Consider the following 19,166-nt stretch of genomic DNA (forward strand, 5'->3'; position numbering starts at 1 on the left):
AGGATAATTTTAATTGGAAAAGCATAAATTACAACAGCGCATAGAGGAAGAGGGGAAAAAATGCAGGAAGTGGTTGCTGGGATATTAATGTCGTTTGATGTCGTTGCACTTTATTTAATTGCTACAAATGTTAAAGCTAAGTGGTTATTAGCGTTATGGACGGCATTATTACATATGATTTTCCCGTTAATAGGATACCGTTTTGGGGAATGGATAGCCGTGTATTTAAATAACTGGGCAACAAGCCTTTCTACAATATTACTATTCTTTGTAGGTTTGCAATTACTGCTGTCAAAAAAAGATGAAAGTTTCCCTGCCATATCTTTACCGATTATTGCCATATTTGCGAGCATTGATACCTTTTCAGTTAGCCTATCTTTTGGTATGCTAAATTTAGAAAAATATGTTTTTATTATCAGTGCAGGGTTATCCACATTCTTATTGTCTTATGCAGCTTTAGTAGTAGCGCAAAAAACTACTATTTTGAGAAATAACGCATTAAAGAAAATTGCTGGATTATTACTGATTGTAATGAGTATTATGTTATTAAAATGGTAGATTAGAGGGTGTGAGGAAGATAAATATTTACTTTATTTGTACAGGAAACACATGTAGAAGTCCTATGGCAGAAGCAATTTTAAAAGCTAAAAATTATGAGAATATAAATGTACGTTCTGCGGGTATTTATGCCTACGAGGGAAATGGGATGTCCCGAAATGCCGAAGAAATATTATTGCAAAAGGATATTTTTCAACCCCATCATTCTTCGCAATTTACAAAGAACGATGCACAGTGGGCAGACTTGATTTTAACTATGACGACGGCACATAAAGAAATGGTCATTAATCTTGTTGAAGAAGCTGCACATAAAACGTTTACGTTAAAAGAATATGTAGCGATGGAGGGTGGACCGGATATTCAAGATCCATTTGGAGGCAACCTGCAAATATATGAGCAGACATATGACCAACTAAACGAAGCGATTAATAAACTAGAGACCAAATTACAGTTGGAGGGAAAAATTTAACATGGATTCACAGAAAAAATCATTTAGTTTACGTCGGAAGCTCGTATTATTTGTCGGGATATTAGCGCTTATTACATATACATGTAGTTTTGTATTTATCGAATATTTACGTCCGATGTTTTTCGAAAATACTAGTACGAGCATGTTTCAAATTATTACATATGTATTAGGAATCTTTTGGTCTTGTGCATTGGCAGCTGTGTTTAGTTTAGTAATTGTACGTCCATTACAGCGATTAGAGAGCAGTGCCAATCAGGTAGCTGAGGGTAAAATTGGAAAAGATGTCGACATGCCGAAAACAAATGATGAAATCCGGACTGTAGCTGAGGCATTTCAGGCGATGGTCGTTAATTTGCGCAAAATGGTTAATGGCATTGAGGGGAATTATAAAACTACAGATGAAACTATTCGAAAGCTTTCAGATGAAAGTATATCTGTAACAAATAATGCAGAGCAAATTACGAGCAATATCAGTCAAATTTCATTAGGAGCTGAATCTTCTGCAGTTGCGATTCAGGAAACAGTAGAAGCTATTGAAGAAGTACGTACACTAGCATCTGAAGTAAACAATAAAGCATTACATACAGCTAGTCGTTCGAAAGATCTTTTATCAAATTTAACGTCAACTACAGATGCGATTCACGGAGTCGTAAATAGTATTCAAAAAATTGCGGCGGATAATGAAAATTCATTAGTTAATATTCGCGAATTAGAAAAAAATGCAGAGCAAATTGAACGAATTATCGGCTTAGTTGGAGATATTGCGGGTCAAACAAATTTACTTGCATTAAATGCCTCAATTGAAGCAGCACGAGCAGGCGAGCACGGTAAAGGCTTTGCGGTAGTAGCAGAAGAAGTACGTGGTTTAGCCGATGAAAGTGCTAACGCGGTTCAAGGAATTACAAAATTAATTCAGACGATGCAACAAAATGTATCTATTGTAGTAAAACAAATGAACGAACAAGTTTCATTTGCTGCCAACGAGTCTTCGCGTGTATCTGAAACGACAACAGCCGTTGAAGGTATGACGAAATCAGTGTATGAAATGGCAGATGATGTTGTTCAAATCTCTCAATTGGTTGAACAGCAAATGAAAAATATCGAGCATACATCGCATCAATCACAAGAAGTAGCCGCAATTGCTGAACAAACATCCGCAAGTGCGCAGGAAGTAAGTGCTGCTTCTTCAGAACAAGCGCATGCTATTAAGCAAGTAGAAGCATTGGCGAGCGATCTAAAACAGCAATCTGCTGAGCTATATCGAATGATTCAGCAATTCGACCGCAATCAATAGATTGTCAATACCCTTTATAGACTTGGACAAAATCCAATTTTATAAGGGGTTTCTATTTGTCAAAATTATGACTCTATGTGCATTATAAAAGGGGTTTGTCGTTTCATGTTGAAATGAATAGGGTATGTACGGAATATTACGTATAAAAATTAATCCTGGAGGGATCGTTTTGAAAAAGCTCAAATACTGGTTATTAATGGGTGTAGTAGTAGCTGGTTTAGCTGCATGTGGGGATGCAGAAGAAACAGATACGGACACTACAAATTCAACACCTACTGAATCAACCGAATCAAATGACTCAGCTACGTCAGATGTTTCAGAAGGGGAAAAAGTAGTGAATGCCAGCTGTATCGGCTGTCACGGGGGAGATTTATCAGGGGCAATGGGACCGGACTTAACTAACATCTCATTATCTAAAGAGGAAATTATCGATATTTTAGAAAATGGTAAAGGCGCAATGCCAGCAGGAACTGCAGCAGGTGAAGAAGAAGCAGTAGCAGATTATTTATTATCCATACAATAATTGGAAAAAGTCACTCTGATAAGGGTGATCTTTTTTATGTAAACTTTTAAAGCGAATTGTCCAAAAAAATAACAATATAATAATGTTATAGGTTGAATATTCGTGTTTTGAACTGATAATGCGAAACTTCTGAGGAAAACACGTGTCATTTTGATGTAATAAATGGTACACTGATGTTGAATATAATTGAGTAAAAAAGAGGTAGGAGGTACCTTTATGAAAATTGCGATTTCATCAGACCACGGTGGAAATAATTTAAGAAAAGAAATTATGTCACTATTGGACGAAATGTCGATAAGTTATGAAGATTTTGGTCCACAAACGAATGATTCTGTAGACTATCCAGACTATGCTCGTCCCGTAGCAGAACGTGTAGCAGCAGGTGAGTTCGACCGTGGAATACTAATTTGCGGCACAGGTATTGGTATTTCGATTGCTGCCAATAAGTTTAAAGGCATCCGCTGTGCACTTGTACATGACGTATTTTCTGCGAAAGCAACACGCTGTCATAATGATTCCAATGTATTGGCGATGGGCGAGCGTGTAATTGGACCAGGATTGGCTAGAGAAATTGTTGAAACTTGGTTGAATACTGAATTCGAAGGTGGACGTCATATTCGCCGCGTAGAAAAGATTTCAGAAATTGAAGGGTAACAAGGAGTGATCTAATGACGGACTTACACGATTTGCAAAATGATTTAAAACAAGCATTAATTGAATTTGAGCAACAAGTGAAGTTTACCGAAGATCAGCTTTTTGTCGTTGGCTGTTCCACGTCGGAAGTAATGGGCGAAAAGATTGGTACAGCCGGCGCACTCAATGTTGCAGAAGTTTTATATGAAGAATTCTCAAAATTCGCACAAAGAAACAATATCTATTTAGTTTTTCAGGGCTGCGAACATATTAATCGAGCTTTAACGCTTGAGTCAGCTGTGGCTAAAAAGTATCACTTAGAACCAGTTTCAGTCATTCCAGTGCGTACAGCGGGTGGCTCCATGTCCGCCTATGCTTTTTCACAAATGACTGAACCTGTTGTTGTGGAATCAATTCAGGCACACTATGGGATTGATATCGGTCAAACTTTAATCGGCATGCATTTAAAGGCCGTAGCGGTACCTATTCGGACATCTGTTAAACGTTTAGGTAATGCTGTCATTACATTAGCGACAACACGTCCAAAACTTATCGGTGGAGAACGTGCGCAATATAAGTAACGCTTTAACGTTACATACATCATTTTGAATTGGAAACTCCGATTTGTTCGGAACAAAATTTAGGGGGATTTTTATAATGGCATTTGAAAACTTAGCTGGACAAGACAAAGCAATTTTAGACGCAATTCTTTTAGAGAAAAAACGTCAAAACACGAACATTGAGTTAATCGCTTCAGAAAACTTCGTATCGGAAGCTGTAATGGAAGCACAAGGCTCATACCTTACAAATAAGTATGCAGAAGGCTATCCTGGGAAACGTTACTATGGGGGATGCGAGCACGTAGACGTAGTTGAAAATATTGCGCGCGACCGTGCAAAAGAATTATTCGGTGCTACATATGTTAACGTACAGCCTCACTCAGGTGCACAAGCAAACATGGCAGTTTACCATACAGTTTTAAAACCGGGTGATACAGTATTAGGCATGAACTTATCTCACGGTGGTCACTTAACGCATGGTTCTCCAGTTAACTTCTCTGGTATTTTATATAATTTCGTAGAGTACGGTGTAACTGAAGATACAAATGTTATCGACTATGAAGATGTAAGACAAAAAGCGTTGGAATCTAAGCCAAAGTTAATTGTTGCAGGTGCTTCAGCTTACCCTCGTGAAATTGACTTCGCAAAATTCCGAGAAATTGCTGATGAAGTAGGCGCATACTTCATGGTAGATATGGCACATATTGCTGGTCTAGTTGCTGCGGGTGAACATCAAAACCCAGTACCATACGCAGATTTCGTAACAACAACAACACATAAAACGTTACGTGGTCCTCGTGGCGGTATGATTTTAACAAATGATGCGAAATGGGAAAAAGAATTAAATAAATCAGTTTTCCCAGGTATTCAAGGTGGTCCATTAATGCATGTCATCGCTGCAAAAGCAGTATCATTCGGTGAAGCATTACAACCAGAATTTAAAGAGTACGCAAAACAAATTAAACTTAATGCAGCAGCATTAGCTAAATCTTTAATGGAAGAAGGCGTTGAAATCGTATCAGGTGGTACAGATAACCACTTACTTCTATTAAATGTAAAATCTTTAGGTTTAACAGGTAAAGTTGCGGAGCATGTATTAGATGAAGTAGCGATTACAACAAATAAAAATACAATTCCATTCGATACTGAATCTCCATTTGTAACTTCTGGAATTCGTGTAGGTACAGCTGCTGTAACATCTCGTGGCTTTAAAGAAGAGGATGTTATTGAAGTAGGCAAAATCATAGCATCTGTTCTTAAAAATCATGAAGACGCTGCAGTAAAAGAAGAAGCTCTTAAACGTGTAGAAGCTTTAACAGCGAAATACCCATTATATGCTTAATTAAATTTCAGCCTTTCCAACTACGCATTTGTAGTTAGAAAGGCTTTTATTATGTTCTGCATGCAAATATTAAGAAGGGTATTTTTTTATATGGAGGGCAAGTTAAGGATAAAGCTAGCTGAAAGAGAGAGTGGACATATACTAGCTATTTTAGTGATAAATATATCCATTTTAATTATTGTGAAATATAAACTCTACTATACAAAATAAGACGTTTTTCAAAACATTCCTGTGAGAGTTTTCGTTAACTTTATTTTCTGTTATACTAACTTAGATAAACAACAGTAAGGAGATGTCAATGTGAGTAAAGTATACGTATTTGACCACCCATTAATTCAGCATAAGTTAACTTATATTCGAGATAAAGATACTGGGACAAAAGAATTCCGCGAGCTAGTAGATGAAGTCGCAACATTGATGGCTTTTGAAATTACACGTGATTTACCACTTGAAGAAATTGAAGTGGAAACACCTGTTACAAAAGCAAAGGCAAAAGTACTGTCAGGTAAGAAAATTGCGATTGTACCAATTTTACGTGCAGGTATCGGAATGGTAGATGGAGTATTAAAGCTAATTCCTGCTGCAAAAGTAGGACATATTGGTCTTTACCGTGACCCAGAGACGCTAAAGCCTGTAGAATATTATGCAAAACTTCCAGCTGATGTTGAAGAGCGTGACTTTATTATTGTCGACCCAATGTTAGCAACAGGTGGTTCAGCTGTTGAAGCAATCAACTCACTGAAAAAACGTGGCGCTAAAAGCATTAAGTTTATGTGCTTAATTGCTGCTCCAGAAGGTGTAGAAGAAATTCAAAAATTACACCCGGATGTAGATATTTACATTGCATCTTTAGATGAAAAACTAGACGACCACGGCTATATCGTACCAGGTTTAGGTGATGCTGGGGATCGTTTATTCGGTACAAAATAATGAAAACAACAAACGCCCGTACACAAGTAACGGGCGTTTTATCTTGAATCGGCAGTGTTTGAAACACCTGCTGGATCAATGCAATAATTAATACTCTAGATTAGACAAGGAGAAGAATGATGACGAAAAAATTTAAAGTTATGACGATTTTTGGGACGCGTCCAGAAGCAATTAAAATGGCACCACTTGTGTTGGAGTTAGAAAAGCATCCAGGGGAAATTGAATCCATCGTAACTGTGACAGCGCAACACCGTCAAATGCTTGATCAAGTATTGGAAACGTTCGATATAACACCAAATTATGATTTAAATATAATGAAGGATCGCCAAACATTAGTCGATGTAGCGACAAATGCATTACTTGGTCTTGACCGCGTAATGAAAGAGGCAAAGCCGGATATTGTATTAGTTCATGGAGATACTGCGACAACATTTGTCGGAAGTTTAGCTGCTTTTTATAATCAGATTGCAATTGGTCATGTAGAGGCAGGTTTACGTACAGGGCAAAAATACTCGCCTTATCCAGAAGAGATGAATCGACAGTTAACGGGTGTAATGGCGGATTTGCATTTTGCTCCTACAGAACAATCAAGAGCAAATCTACTAAAAGAAAATAAATTGGATGAATCAATTTTCGTGACAGGTAATACGGCGATAGATGCGCTGAAAACTACTGTTAGCGAAAACTATACCCACCCAGTACTTGAAAAGATAGGGACAGACCGAATGATTTTACTGACGGCACATCGTCGTGAAAATTTAGGTAATCCAATGCGCAATATGTTCCGTGCTATTATGCGTTTATTAAATGAACATAAAGATATTCAAGTGGTGTATCCAGTGCATATGAATCCGGCAGTACGAGAAGTTGCAAATGAAATTTTAGGTGACAACCCGAGAGTTCACTTAATTGAACCATTGGAAGTGTTTGATTTCCATAACTTTGCAGCCCGTTCGTATATGATTTTAACTGATTCAGGTGGAGTACAGGAAGAGGCGCCATCGTTAGGGAAGCCAGTGCTCGTATTACGCGATACGACTGAACGTCCGGAAGGTATTGCGGCTGGTACATTAAAGCTTGCTGGTACAGATGAGGAAGTTATTTACTCAATGGCGAAAGAACTATTAACAAATAATAAAGCATACGAAGCGATGGCTCATGCATCGAACCCATATGGTGATGGATTTGCATCTGCTCGTATCGTGGAAGCATTGTTAAAGTTCGCACAAAAGCAACTATTGGAAGATATAATTAAAAATGCAGAAACTAGATAAACTTATCCTAGCGCAATAATTTTAACATTTAAGAGGGAAAAATAGGAGATTACACTTATTTCTATTTTGTCAATAGCAAAATTCGCTATTATTGCTAAAAAATTTTTTCTATGATGCTTCATATTAAGTGGGAATGGAAAAAATGCATGAAATAGCGAATTTTAGCTTTAGTGAAAAAAAGCAGAGAATAATTATGAACAAGAATACACAAATTTGTCAACAATTTGACAAGGAATTTAACTGTGTGAAGTTTTTCACCATTACTAATTGACATCAAAAACCCCCTATTGTATGCTTACAAAGGGTAAGAATGATAAGGGTTTCGTTTAGTCTGAAGACGTTGAAACACTTGTTATATCAAGTTTCTACTAGATTGACGGTTGAAACGAAATTCGTCAATTTGCAACGTTGCGTCTGGATTAAGTCCGTGAAGATTAAGAGACATTTAGAAGTATGAAATGAATGTTTACTATGTGATTTGTCTATAGTAAAAATTATTTAGTACTTGTAACGGCCTCTAATTTTGTAGTGCATTCACTACGATTTTAATTCATTTAATGGTCGATGAACACTTTCTTTACTCGAAAAAGTTTCAGGAGATTAATTGCCAATGCTAAATTTGCATCACATTTTTACAATGCAGAAGAAAGCGTTCTTTTTTTTGCTTGTTGTTTGTGCGTTAGGCTGGGGATTTTCGCCATATGATTCTGTATTTGCTGGTATAGCCCTGGGTGCGTTCTTTGGTACGTATAACTTTTGGATATTAGTTCGACGTATGGAAAAATTTGACCGTTCCATTAGTGAAGGGACAAAAGTAGCATCTATCGGTACAGCGCTTCGCTTTGGATCAGGTGTTGCCGCAGTCGCAATCGCAATATCGTTGCCACAATATTTTCATTTAATAAGCACGGTCATTGGGCTGATGATTCCGTACATCTTTTTAGTAGTAGAAAGAATCGTACATCAAACAAAAAGCCACTAAGGTGCATTTGAAAGAGAGGTGAATGCAAAAATGGATCATACAGCTCCAGAGCTCCACTTGGATTTAGGCTTTATGACGCTTACTTTCAACTTATCTACAGTGTTAACTCTTTTAGCAGCAGCAGCCATCGTATTTTTAATCGCAGTTGTATCTACAAGAAGACTCGCATTAAAACCGACTGGTATGCAAAACTTCATGGAATGGATTATGGATTTCGTGAAAAATATTATTAAGAGTAACATGGACTGGAAAACAGGCGGTCGCTTCCACATTCTAGGTATTACATTAATCATGTTCATTGCCGTATCCAACTTACTTGGTTTACCAATGGGTGGTATTTTGTATGGCAGTGATTTATGGTGGAAATCACCAACAGCCGATCCAGTCGTTACAATGACATTAGCGTCGATGATTCTAGTATTAACACATTATTACGGCGTGAAAATGCAAGGTACAGGTGGTTATGCTAAAACATTCGTCCAACCAATGTCATTTATGTTCCCGTTAAAAATTATCGAGGAGTTCGCAAATACGCTAACTCTTGGTCTACGTCTTTACGGTAACATTTACGCCGGTGAGATTTTACTAACGTTGCTAACTGGTTTAGCAGTTTCAAGTGTGTTTGGTTTCTTCGGTGCAATCGTACCAATGATGGCATGGATGGGATTCTCAATTTTCATCGGGTTTATCCAAGCTTTCATTTTCGTTATGTTAACAATGGTTTATATGGCTCACAAAGTGAGTGCAGACCATTAATTATAAATTTCCGCATTCATTGTAGCGCGGCAATTTGAAAAAAAAAAAAACAACACATCCAAGGAGGATATTATCAATGGTAGGTTCAGTAGGTTTATTAGCAGCAGCAATCGCAATCGGTTTAGCAGCACTAGGTGCAGGTATTGGTAACGGTCTTATCGTTTCAAAAACAGTAGAAGGTATCGCTCGTCAACCAGAAGCACGTGGCGTTCTTCAAACTACAATGTTCATCGGGGTAGCGTTAGTAGAAGCATTACCGATCATCGCAGTAGTAATCGCATTCATCGTAATGAACCAATAGTCTTCATTAAGATTATTTTAAACCCAGTGGCGAAGTAGAATTCTTTTGAAACCCTTCGCCATTAGTTTTGTATAAAAAAGGAGTACCCTTTTTTTACAAATTTTAAAATGAATAAAAAGTAATACAAAATATAGATTTCTATTCAAGCTCTTGAAGGGAGTGAAACAATCGTGTTTTTAGATTATCTTGTACTAGGTGCAGGTGCTACTGGCCTTAACTTAGGAGACGCTATCGCAACATTAGTGATTTTCTTAGGATTAATGGCACTTCTTAAAAAGTTCGCTTGGGGTCCTTTAATGGGTATTATGCGCGAACGTGAAGAGTTAGTTGCAAACGGTATCGACGCGGCTGAAAAAGCCAAAAAAGAAACACAAGCACTATTAGAAGAACAAAAGAGCCTTCTTAAAGAAGCTCGTACGGAAGCGCAATCAATTATTGAAGGTGCTAAAAAGCAAGGCGAAGCAACACGCGAAGAGATCGTTGTCGCTGCACGCGCTGAAGCGAACCGTTTAAAAGAATCTGCTGTTCGTGATATCGAAGCAGAGAAAGAAAAAGCAATCGCTGCTGTACGTGAAGAAGTCGTTTCATTATCAGTACTTGCTGCGTCTAAAGTTCTTGGGAAAGAAATTTCCGAAGCTGATAACAGCGCATTAATTAAAGAAACGATTGCGAAGGCAGGCGAAGCGAAATGAGTCAATCGACTGTAGCAAATCGCTATGCTCAAGCAACGTATGAATTAGCAATTAAACAAAACGTTCTTACTGAAGTAAGTGCAGATTTGCAGGAACTTACAAAAGTAATGGCTTTAAACGATGAGTTTATAGCATTACTATCTGCTCCTAAAATTTCTACTGACCGTAAGAAAGAACTGATTGCACAAGTTTTAACTGGTGCACAGCCAATCGTAATTAACATGGTTCAATTCTTAATCGAAAAGAAACGTTTAAACGAATTATCAGCTGTAGCAGAACAGTATCAAGCATTAGCAGCAGCTGCTCAAGGCTCTGCAGATGCAAAAGTTTACTCTACGCGCGAGTTAACGGCAGGGGAGAGAGCAGAAATTTCTGCTGCTTTCAGTAAGTTAGTCGGCAAAGAGCAACTGAACATTACAAACATTATCGATGCGTCATTAATTGGTGGCGTACGCGTTCAAATCGGCAACTATATTTTCGACAGCACTGTAGCTTCTAAGCTAGAGGACTTAAAACGAGTATTAGTTGGCTAAATCTTAAGAAATGTGAGAGGTGAACATACATGGGCATCAAAGCTGAAGAAATCAGCAGTCTGATTAAACAGCAGATTGAAGGTTATCAATCGGAATTAAAAGTAAGCGAAGTAGGTACAGTTATCACTGTTGGTGACGGTATCGCTCGTGCTCATGGCCTCGACAACGCCATGGCTGGAGAGCTTTTAGAGTTCTCAAACGGTGTTATGGGTATGGCACAAAACCTAGAAGAAGGTAACGTTGGTATCGTAATTTTAGGAGACTACCTAGGCATCAAAGAAGGCGATGAGGTTCGTCGTACAGGTCGTATTATGGAAGTACCAGTTGGTGAAGCACTAATTGGCCGTGTTGTAAACCCACTTGGTATGCCAGTGGATGGATTAGGTCCAATCAACACAACAAAATCTCGTCCAATCGAAAGTCCTGCTTTCGGTGTAATGGCACGTAAATCAGTACATGAGCCATTACAAACAGGTATTAAAGCGATTGACGCTTTAGTTCCAATCGGTCGTGGTCAACGTGAGTTAATCATCGGTGACCGTCAAGTTGGTAAAACATCTGTAGCAATCGATACAATTTTAAACCAACAAGGCGAAGATATGATTTGTATCTACGTAGCAATCGGACAAAAGGAATCAACTGTACGTAACGTAGTTGAAACTTTCCGTAAGCACGGTGCATTAGATTACACAATCGTTGTAACAGCTTCTGCATCACAACCAGCTCCATTATTATACCTTGCTCCATTTGCAGGTATTTCTATGGCAGAAGAATTCATGTTAGATGGTAAGCACGTATTAATCGTGTATGATGACTTAACTAAACAAGCATCAGCATACCGTGAACTTTCACTTCTTCTACGCCGTCCTCCAGGTCGTGAAGCTTACCCTGGTGACGTATTCTACTTACACAGCCGTCTACTTGAGCGTGCTGCGAAGTTAAACGAAACTTACAAAAATGGTTCGATTACAGCGCTTCCATTCGTAGAAACGCAAGCGGGCGATATCTCTGCATATATCCCAACAAACGTAATCTCTATTACAGATGGTCAAATCTTCTTACAATCTGACTTATTCAACTCAGGTGTACGTCCTGCGATCAACGCTGGTTTATCAGTATCACGTGTAGGTGGTTCTGCACAAATCAAGGCGATGAAAAAAGTAGCAGGTACATTACGTCTTGACTTAGCAGCGTTCCGTGAATTAGAGTCATTCGCTCAGTTCGGATCTAACTTAGACCCAATTACGCTTGGTAAATTAGAGCGTGGTAAACGTACAGTTGAAGTGTTAAAACAAGACTTAAACAAACCACTTAAAGTTGAAAAACAAGTTGCGATCCTTTATGCATTAACTAAAGGTCACTTAGATGATATTCCAGTACAAGATATCGTTCGTTTTGAAAACGAATTCTTAAGCTGGTTAGATACAAACCACACAAATGTTTTAGATCATGTTCGTACAACTAAAGAACTTGCTCCAGATGCAGAGTATGTTGAAGCAATTAACGCATTCAAAAAGACTTTCGCTAAATCTGAGTAAGTAAGAATTGAACGGTTTTTCACGCATGTTTATAAAGCGTGAAAAACTGGACAACTCTTTTTTAATAAGAGCTTGATAAAAATCAAAAGGTGGTGAAATACCAGTGGTAAACTTACGCGAAATTAAAGGTCGTATTAACTCTACAAAGTCTACGAAACAAATTACTAAAGCAATGCAAATGGTTTCTTCTTCAAAGTTGCGCCGTGCAGAGCAAAACGCTAAGGCTTACGTTCCATATATGGAGAAAATTCAAGAGGTAGTAGGCGCAATCGCAGCAGGTACTAAAGATAGTGGACATCCAATGTTAACGTCTCGTCCTGTTAAGAAAACAGCTTACTTAGTTATCGGTTCTGATAGCGGGTTAGCAGGTGCTTACAACTCAAGCATTTTACGTGAGGTTCAAAACACTATTATTAAACGTCACAACTCTACAGATGAGTATGTAATCTTAGCAGTAGGTCGTGTTGTTCGTGATTACTTTGTAAAGCGTGGACACAATGTTATCGCAGATGTTATCGGTCTTCCAGACCAACCATCATTTGCTGATATTAAAGAAATCGCTCGTAATGCTGTTGGTATGTTCATTGACGGTACGTATGATGAACTTTATATGTACTACAATCACTTCGTATCTGCTATTCAAAACGAAGTGACTGTGAAAAAAGTTCTTCCTTTAACTGATATTGCACCTTCATCAAGCGATGCTGCTTATGAATTTGAGCCATCAGGTGAAGCCATTTTAGAAGTATTACTTCCACAATATGCGGAAAGCTTAATTTATGGCGCTATATTAGATGGAAAAGCGAGTGAACATTCAGCACGTATGACAGCCATGAAAAACGCTACAGACAATGCAAACGATCTTATTGCAGACCTTTCTCTACAATATAACCGTGCACGTCAAGCGGCGATTACACAAGAAATTACAGAAATCGTTGGTGGAGCTGCTGCCTTAGAATAGGCGCATTCACCAACGTCGTATAAGAATACGATAGGAGGGTACAAAGTAATGAACAACGGACACGTTCTTCAAGTAATGGGTCCAGTAGTAGACGTAAAGTTTGCTAATGGTCAATTACCAGATATTTATAACGCATTAACAGTTAAAATTGAACGTCCTAACGAAGCTCCGACTACTCTTGCATTAGAAGTAGCGCTTCACTTAGGTGACGATTCTGTTCGTACAATTGCCATGTCATCTACTGATGGTTTACAACGTGGAGCAGAAGTAACAAACACAGGAGCACCGATCTCAGTACCAGTTGGTGATGCTACATTAGGTCGCGTATTTAACGTACTTGGTGAAGTTATCGATTTAGGTGAAGAAATTCCTGCAGACGTTCGTCGTGATTCAATTCACCGCGAAGCTCCAACATTCGATGAATTATCAACTACTGTAGAAATCCTTGAAACAGGTATCAAAGTAGTAGACTTATTAGCACCATACATCAAAGGTGGTAAAATCGGTCTATTCGGTGGTGCCGGTGTAGGTAAAACAGTATTAATCCAAGAATTAATCAACAACATCGCACAAGAACACGCAGGTATCTCTGTATTCGCAGGTGTAGGTGAGCGTACTCGTGAGGGTAACGACTTATTCTTCGAAATGACAGATTCAGGCGTAATCAAACAAACTGCAATGGTATTCGGTCAAATGAATGAGCCACCTGGAGCACGTATGCGCGTAGCTTTAACTGGTTTAACAATGGCTGAATTCTTCCGTGATGAGCAAGGTGCAGACGTACTTTTATTCATCGACAACATTTTCCGTTTCACACAAGCAGGTTCTGAGGTTTCTGCCCTATTAGGTCGTATGCCTTCAGCGGTAGGTTACCAACCAACACTTGCTACAGAAATGGGTAAATTACAAGAGCGTATCACATCTACTACAAAAGGTTCTGTAACTTCTATCCAAGCGATTTACGTACCAGCCGATGACTATACTGACCCGGCTCCGGCTACAACATTCGCCCACTTAGATGCAACAACTAACCTTGAGCGTAAATTATCTGAGATGGGTATCTATCCAGCGGTAGACCCACTAGCTTCGACTTCTCGTGCATTATCACCGGAAATCGTTGGACCAGAACACTATGCAATCGCAACTGGTGTTCAACGTACAATCCAACGTTACCGTGAGTTACAAGATATCATTGCTATCTTAGGTATGGATGAGTTATCTGATGAAGATAAACAAACTGTAGAACGTGCTCGTCGTATCCAGTTCTTCTTATCTCAAAACTTCCACGTAGCGGAGCAATTCACTGGTCAAAAAGGTTCTTATGTACCTGTTAAAGAAACTGTTCGTTCATTCAAGGAAATCCTTGATGGCAAATGGGATCACTTACCAGAAGATGCTTTCCGTTTAGTTGGTTCAATTGATGAAGTAGTAGCGAAAGCTAAAGAAATGGGCGTACAAGTTTAATTAGCTGACGAGGAGGAAAAAATATGAAGACAGTTACAGTCAATATTGTCACTCCCGACGGCTCAGTATACGATTCAGAGGTTACGATGGTAATCGCTAAAACGACTTCAGGTGAAATCGGTGTCTTAGCTGGCCATATTCCTATGGTTGCTCCACTTGCTATTAGTGCAGTGAAGCTTAAAAAAGCAGATGGCACGACAGAAGTTGCAGCGATTAGCGGTGGTTTCATTGAAGTTCGTCCTGATAAAATTTCGATTTTGGCTCCTTCTGCTGAAGTTGCTGCTTCAATCGATATTGCACGTGCTAAAGAAGCTTTAGCGCGTGCTGAAGGTCGCCTTCAAAAGAAACAAGATGACATCGATTTCAAACGTGCGGAACTAGCTTTAAATCGTGCGATGAATCGTATCAACGTTCATGAGGGTAACATCTAAATTTGATGATACGCGGGCAGAGGTCTCTCTGCCCGCTTTTTTTGGGTGTAACATATTTTCGAGTAACAAAAAAAGTTGAAAGTAGGATTCGTCATAATATTGCACAAAACATATTTTCGTTGTATAAAAGGAGTGGAGAAAAATGGATTTATTTGTTGAAGCTGGTCAACAGGCAATCATTAATGTTTTAGCATATATTATATTTATAGGAATGGCTCTTTATGCATTACAGGGCTTACGTATTGAACAATTATTTAAAAAAGGGAAAACGTTTCAGATCCAGCTATTCTATATATTTGTGAGTATTGCAATCGGCTCAGCTGTAGCAGACTTCTTTTTAAATTTTTTGGATTGGTCTAAAACTATCCCTTATATTTTCGGTTAAAGGGGATGTGACCATTTTATTTCTTGCAGGGAGCAATAATTGTTTGTTTTTCACTCCAAGAAATAAAATTTCCTAGGAAATATAGACGTTTGCGAATATACAGGTTTTGGGTAGTTAGTAGATGGTGGTACTTATTTGTGGAAATTTGTCTATTCACATTAAATAGTTGCACTGCGTATTATAATTTAATAGCCTTTTCAGAAAAATTAGCTTAAAATAGTAATTTGGGTGCTTGAAATACAGTGCCAATAAATGTAGTATGATTTTTGTGTGTAAAATTGAAGTCAAATGAAGTTTAAAATAATTATTATTAAATTGAACTTATCCATTTATTATATGAGAATTGAATTCGGAGGGACGAATTGTGGAGAGAATTATTGTTACTGGGGGTCAGACTCTAAAAGGTACAGTACGTGTTGAAGGTGCAAAAAATGCCGTATTACCAATTTTAGCTGCTTCTCTATTAGCTTCTAAAAATAAAAATATGATTAAAGACGTACCGAACCTAGCAGATGTTAGAACGATTGGTGAAGTATTAAAAAGTTTAAATGCAATTGTAGAGTTTAATGCTGAGAATAATGAAATGATTATAGATGCCTCTATGAAACTATCAAGTGAAGCACAATTTGAGTTTGTTAGTAAAATGCGAGCATCGATTTTAGTAATGGGATCGCTTTTGGCACGTAACGGCTATGCACGTGTTGCATTACCTGGTGGATGTGCTATTGGCTCTCGTCCTATTGAACTTCATTTAAAAGGCTTTGAGGCAATGGGTGCTGAAATCTCCTTTGGACATGGTTATGTGGAAGCAAAGGTGAAAGATGAATTAAAAGGCGCAGAAATCTATTTAGACTTCCCAAGTGTTGGCGCTACAGAAAATATCATGACTGCAGCAGCACTTGCAAAAGGTACAACGATTATTGAAAATGCTGCAAAAGAACCTGAGATAGTAGACTTAGCAAACTTTATTAACGCAATGGGTGGTCGTGTTATCGGTGCCGGTACAGATACTATACGCATCGAGGGTGTTAAGGAACTAAAAGGTTGCGAGCATTACATTATTCCAGATCGTATTGAAGCAGGAACATTTATGGTAGCAGCAGCAATTACACGTGGTGATGTACTTATCGAAAATGCAGTACCTGAGCATATGACGGCATTAATCGCGAAAATGCGCGAAATGGGCGTTGAAGTTATTGAGGAAGATGAAGGCGTACGCGTACGTTCAAATGACCCCTTAAAAGCGGTGGATATCAAAACTATGCCACATCCAGGATTCCCTACCGATATGCAATCACAAATGATGGCCTTAATGTTAACAGCGAACGGAACAAGCATCATTACGGAGACAGTTTTTGAAAACCGTTTCATGCATGTTGAAGAATTCCGTCGAATGAATGCAGATGCAAAGATCGAAGGACGCTCTGTATTTATTGAAGGTGGAAAAAATCTTCAGGGAGCTGAAGTTTCAGCTACAGATTTACGCGCAGCAGCAGCACTTATATTAACTGGGTTAGTGTCGGAAGGTATAACACGAGTAACAAAATTACACCATTTAGACCGAGGGTATGTTGATTTCCACAAAAAATTGGCTTCTCTAGGTGCCCATATTGAGCGTATTGATACAGAAGAAGAAATCTTACAGGAAACAATCGTATCAGTATAAAAATAAATAGTTTAAGGCATTTCGAGGACTAGTAAAGTTTTCGGAATGCTTTTTAATTTTCGGGAGATTTTATAAATAATAGAGAGTTTATATAGGAATCAACGAAAATTCCTATTCAGTAAAATATATGTCCCGAAAAACAGATAATGACAATATAAAGTAGAATGTTCATACCACATTTTCTCTTAAATAATCCAACTCATAATCCTCCAACCTTCTCATATACTGTCTCATGAAAAAAATTATAATTTATTTTATCATTTGTGTTTTGTTATTTTTAATCCCTCTTACTTTTAAGACTAAAAAACCAAATATTACTTCAGCTGATCCAATAACAGAAACAGCGTCATGTCCATTACTTATAACTGCAAACAATGAAACAATACCAATTGAAGACTATTTAATCGGTGTACTTGCAGGAGAGATGCCGGCAAGCTTCCATTTAGAAGCTTTGAAAGCTCAGGCTATTGCTGCACGCACATACGTATTGAAGCAGACAGACTATGGAGCAAAACCAATTCTTACAACGACCGCACACCAAGTATACAATGATCAAAATTTACGTGAACAAAAATGGCAAACTACCTTTGCAGAATATGAACAAAAACTAACAGAAGCCGTTCAGCAAACAGCCAATCAAATCCTCACCTACAATGATGAACTAATTACCGCAATGTTTCATGCTGCGTCCTATCAACAAACAGAATCCGCCAAAAATTATAGCGGTAATTCCATTCCATACTTAAAAACTACCACTTCACCTGAAAAAGTCGACCCTGAAGAAACGCACTACACATTTGAGCAACTAAATAAAATGCTTCAACAGAAATTCACGAAATCCGAATTACAAAACGCTAAAATTCAGCTCAATGATTCTAAACGTATAGAGCAGATAAAAATTGGGAAAAAAATCTGGTCAGGACGAGAAATCAGAACACTTTTAAATTTAAAATCCAGCAGTTTTACATGGTCAGCTACAGCTACCGGTATTTCAATTACGACCTATGGGTACGGGCATGGGGTAGGTATGAGCCAGTATGGGGCCAATGCGATGGCACATAGTGGAACAGCAGCTGAACAAATACTTGCGCATTATTATCCAAATACTACCTTAAAATTGATAAATTATTGTAAAAAATAATGTTTAACTTTTGAAACTCCTGTCTACACTTTCACTTGAGGTGATGAACATGAGAGAAGTTAAACAAAAGCCTTCTCAGAAACCATTTACACAAAAAAAGTGGTTTTGGCCGGTAGCGTACAGTAGTATGGCATTAATGATTGTGGCTGTAATTTTTAGTTTTACCGCTTTATACGAAAGTCAGGAAGAAAAAGAATTATTAACTGAAGTAACTGCACCAGTGGAAGAAACAATTATTCCAACTTCTACAGCTCAGGAAACATTAAAGTATCCATTTAAAGAACAATACTTAAGTGAAGTAACAATTTTACAAGATTTTTATGATGTGACAAAAGATGAAGCAACACGAGAAAATGCATTACTAGTATTTAATCAAGTGTTTACAACATCAACTGGGGTATCAATTGCGATTAATAGCGAGCCTTTTGAAGTAGTAGCTGCAATGAGCGGTGAAGTGACTGAGGTTAAGATGGATTCATTTACGGGCAATATGATTACCCTAACGCATCCAAACGGTATGCAAACGCGCTATAACTCAGTGGCAGATATTCTTGTAAAACAAGGAGATAAAGTTTCTCAAGGAGAGCCAATCGCTACTTCCCAAGAAAATGAATGGAATCCTACAGCAGGTATCCATTTACATTTCGAAGTTGTTGAAAATGGGGTATTAGTGAACCCGAACAAATATTTATCCTTTTGATTTCCTGACAAAATGGATAGATACGGAAATGTT

Annotated in this window: 22 protein-coding genes; all 22 read left to right on the forward strand. The window is 38.1% G+C overall.

The window, feature by feature from the left end:
- Window positions 1–60: 60 nt before the first annotated feature.
- The 22 genes from MKY13_RS02650 to MKY13_RS02755 all read left to right on the forward strand — a co-directional run bounded on the left by MKY13_RS02650 (window position 61) and on the right by MKY13_RS02755 (window position 19,133).
- Window positions 61–558: a manganese efflux pump gene (locus tag MKY13_RS02650; RefSeq protein ID WP_191700798.1), complete on the forward strand. Its 498-nt coding sequence runs from the start codon at window positions 61–63 to the stop codon at window positions 556–558.
- Between the two features lie 10 nt (window positions 559–568).
- Window positions 569–1,027, forward strand: coding sequence for a low molecular weight protein arginine phosphatase (locus MKY13_RS02655; RefSeq protein WP_318245217.1), 459 nt, complete (start codon window positions 569–571; stop codon window positions 1,025–1,027).
- A gap of 1 nt (window position 1,028) precedes the next feature.
- A complete protein-coding gene (locus MKY13_RS02660; protein WP_191700799.1) occupies window positions 1,029–2,321 on the forward strand; it encodes a HAMP domain-containing methyl-accepting chemotaxis protein in 1,293 nt (430 codons plus the stop codon).
- A 169-nt stretch (window positions 2,322–2,490) separates the two neighbouring features.
- Complete coding sequence (locus tag MKY13_RS02665) at window positions 2,491–2,844, forward strand: cytochrome c (RefSeq protein ID WP_339215125.1); 354 nt, start codon at window positions 2,491–2,493, stop codon at window positions 2,842–2,844.
- A 216-nt stretch (window positions 2,845–3,060) separates the two neighbouring features.
- Complete coding sequence (gene rpiB / locus MKY13_RS02670; protein WP_191700800.1) at window positions 3,061–3,498, forward strand: ribose 5-phosphate isomerase B; 438 nt, start codon at window positions 3,061–3,063, stop codon at window positions 3,496–3,498.
- A gap of 14 nt (window positions 3,499–3,512) precedes the next feature.
- Window positions 3,513–4,058, forward strand: a complete 546-nt coding sequence (locus tag MKY13_RS02675; RefSeq protein ID WP_339215127.1) for a TIGR01440 family protein — start codon at window positions 3,513–3,515, stop codon at window positions 4,056–4,058.
- 76 nt (window positions 4,059–4,134) lie between these two features.
- On the forward strand, window positions 4,135–5,379 hold the full coding sequence (gene glyA / locus MKY13_RS02680) for a serine hydroxymethyltransferase (protein ID WP_191700802.1): 1,245 nt from the start codon (window positions 4,135–4,137) through the stop codon (window positions 5,377–5,379).
- 300 nt (window positions 5,380–5,679) lie between these two features.
- Window positions 5,680–6,309, forward strand: coding sequence for a uracil phosphoribosyltransferase (upp, locus tag MKY13_RS02685; protein ID WP_191700803.1), 630 nt, complete (start codon window positions 5,680–5,682; stop codon window positions 6,307–6,309).
- A 119-nt stretch (window positions 6,310–6,428) separates the two neighbouring features.
- Window positions 6,429–7,583 carry a UDP-N-acetylglucosamine 2-epimerase (non-hydrolyzing) gene (gene wecB, locus MKY13_RS02690; protein ID WP_339215131.1) on the forward strand — a complete coding sequence of 385 codons (1,155 nt, stop codon included), beginning with the start codon at window positions 6,429–6,431 and terminating at the stop codon, window positions 7,581–7,583.
- A gap of 610 nt (window positions 7,584–8,193) precedes the next feature.
- Window positions 8,194–8,565, forward strand: a complete 372-nt coding sequence (locus MKY13_RS02695) for an ATP synthase subunit I (protein WP_191700805.1) — start codon at window positions 8,194–8,196, stop codon at window positions 8,563–8,565.
- Between the two features lie 30 nt (window positions 8,566–8,595).
- Window positions 8,596–9,321, forward strand: coding sequence for a F0F1 ATP synthase subunit A (atpB, locus tag MKY13_RS02700; RefSeq protein ID WP_191700806.1), 726 nt, complete (start codon window positions 8,596–8,598; stop codon window positions 9,319–9,321).
- 76 nt (window positions 9,322–9,397) lie between these two features.
- Window positions 9,398–9,622: a F0F1 ATP synthase subunit C gene (gene atpE / locus MKY13_RS02705; RefSeq protein ID WP_191700807.1), complete on the forward strand. Its 225-nt coding sequence runs from the start codon at window positions 9,398–9,400 to the stop codon at window positions 9,620–9,622.
- Between the two features lie 170 nt (window positions 9,623–9,792).
- Window positions 9,793–10,314, forward strand: a complete 522-nt coding sequence (atpF, locus tag MKY13_RS02710) for a F0F1 ATP synthase subunit B (protein WP_191700808.1) — start codon at window positions 9,793–9,795, stop codon at window positions 10,312–10,314.
- On the forward strand, window positions 10,311–10,847 hold the full coding sequence (locus MKY13_RS02715) for a F0F1 ATP synthase subunit delta (RefSeq protein ID WP_339215134.1): 537 nt from the start codon (window positions 10,311–10,313) through the stop codon (window positions 10,845–10,847). The genes atpF and MKY13_RS02715 overlap by 4 nt, the downstream gene beginning before the upstream one ends.
- Before the next feature lie 29 nt (window positions 10,848–10,876).
- On the forward strand, window positions 10,877–12,385 hold the full coding sequence (atpA, locus tag MKY13_RS02720) for a F0F1 ATP synthase subunit alpha (protein ID WP_191700810.1): 1,509 nt from the start codon (window positions 10,877–10,879) through the stop codon (window positions 12,383–12,385).
- A gap of 103 nt (window positions 12,386–12,488) precedes the next feature.
- On the forward strand, window positions 12,489–13,346 hold the full coding sequence (gene atpG / locus MKY13_RS02725) for an ATP synthase F1 subunit gamma (protein WP_191700811.1): 858 nt from the start codon (window positions 12,489–12,491) through the stop codon (window positions 13,344–13,346).
- 48 nt (window positions 13,347–13,394) lie between these two features.
- Window positions 13,395–14,810, forward strand: a complete 1,416-nt coding sequence (gene atpD / locus MKY13_RS02730) for a F0F1 ATP synthase subunit beta (RefSeq protein WP_191700812.1) — start codon at window positions 13,395–13,397, stop codon at window positions 14,808–14,810.
- A 23-nt stretch (window positions 14,811–14,833) separates the two neighbouring features.
- Entirely contained in the window at window positions 14,834–15,241 is a 408-nt protein-coding gene (locus MKY13_RS02735) for a F0F1 ATP synthase subunit epsilon (protein ID WP_191700813.1), read from the forward strand.
- A gap of 142 nt (window positions 15,242–15,383) precedes the next feature.
- Window positions 15,384–15,626 (forward strand): DUF1146 family protein, encoded by a 243-nt coding sequence (locus tag MKY13_RS02740; protein WP_339215138.1) that lies wholly within the window; start codon window positions 15,384–15,386, stop codon window positions 15,624–15,626.
- A 364-nt stretch (window positions 15,627–15,990) separates the two neighbouring features.
- Window positions 15,991–17,292 carry a UDP-N-acetylglucosamine 1-carboxyvinyltransferase gene (gene murA, locus MKY13_RS02745; protein WP_191700815.1) on the forward strand — a complete coding sequence of 434 codons (1,302 nt, stop codon included), beginning with the start codon at window positions 15,991–15,993 and terminating at the stop codon, window positions 17,290–17,292.
- 232 nt (window positions 17,293–17,524) lie between these two features.
- Complete coding sequence (gene spoIID / locus MKY13_RS02750; RefSeq protein WP_339215140.1) at window positions 17,525–18,433, forward strand: stage II sporulation protein D; 909 nt, start codon at window positions 17,525–17,527, stop codon at window positions 18,431–18,433.
- 49 nt (window positions 18,434–18,482) lie between these two features.
- A complete protein-coding gene (locus MKY13_RS02755) occupies window positions 18,483–19,133 on the forward strand; it encodes a M23 family metallopeptidase (protein ID WP_191700817.1) in 651 nt (216 codons plus the stop codon).
- Window positions 19,134–19,166: the final 33 nt, after the last annotated feature.

The sequence above is a fragment of the Solibacillus sp. FSL W8-0372 genome (genome assembly GCF_037969735.1).
In the GTDB taxonomy this organism is placed as follows: domain Bacteria; phylum Bacillota; class Bacilli; order Bacillales_A; family Planococcaceae; genus Solibacillus; species Solibacillus faecavium.

Coding starts and splice junctions, on each gene's coding strand:
- atpB (WP_191700806.1), top strand. CDS start 8,596: ATGGATCATACAGCTCCAGAGCTCCACTTGGATTTAGGCTTTATGACG.
- MKY13_RS02755 (WP_191700817.1), top strand. CDS start 18,483: ATGAGAGAAGTTAAACAAAAGCCTTCTCAGAAACCATTTACACAAAAA.
- glyA (WP_191700802.1), top strand. CDS start 4,135: ATGGCATTTGAAAACTTAGCTGGACAAGACAAAGCAATTTTAGACGCA.
- MKY13_RS02715 (WP_339215134.1), top strand. CDS start 10,311: ATGAGTCAATCGACTGTAGCAAATCGCTATGCTCAAGCAACGTATGAA.
- rpiB (WP_191700800.1), top strand. CDS start 3,061: ATGAAAATTGCGATTTCATCAGACCACGGTGGAAATAATTTAAGAAAA.
- MKY13_RS02675 (WP_339215127.1), top strand. CDS start 3,513: ATGACGGACTTACACGATTTGCAAAATGATTTAAAACAAGCATTAATT.
- MKY13_RS02695 (WP_191700805.1), top strand. CDS start 8,194: ATGCTAAATTTGCATCACATTTTTACAATGCAGAAGAAAGCGTTCTTT.
- atpE (WP_191700807.1), top strand. CDS start 9,398: ATGGTAGGTTCAGTAGGTTTATTAGCAGCAGCAATCGCAATCGGTTTA.
- MKY13_RS02660 (WP_191700799.1), top strand. CDS start 1,029: ATGGATTCACAGAAAAAATCATTTAGTTTACGTCGGAAGCTCGTATTA.
- spoIID (WP_339215140.1), top strand. CDS start 17,525: ATGAAAAAAATTATAATTTATTTTATCATTTGTGTTTTGTTATTTTTA.
- atpD (WP_191700812.1), top strand. CDS start 13,395: ATGAACAACGGACACGTTCTTCAAGTAATGGGTCCAGTAGTAGACGTA.
- MKY13_RS02735 (WP_191700813.1), top strand. CDS start 14,834: ATGAAGACAGTTACAGTCAATATTGTCACTCCCGACGGCTCAGTATAC.
- wecB (WP_339215131.1), top strand. CDS start 6,429: ATGACGAAAAAATTTAAAGTTATGACGATTTTTGGGACGCGTCCAGAA.
- MKY13_RS02740 (WP_339215138.1), top strand. CDS start 15,384: ATGGATTTATTTGTTGAAGCTGGTCAACAGGCAATCATTAATGTTTTA.
- atpA (WP_191700810.1), top strand. CDS start 10,877: ATGGGCATCAAAGCTGAAGAAATCAGCAGTCTGATTAAACAGCAGATT.
- MKY13_RS02650 (WP_191700798.1), top strand. CDS start 61: ATGCAGGAAGTGGTTGCTGGGATATTAATGTCGTTTGATGTCGTTGCA.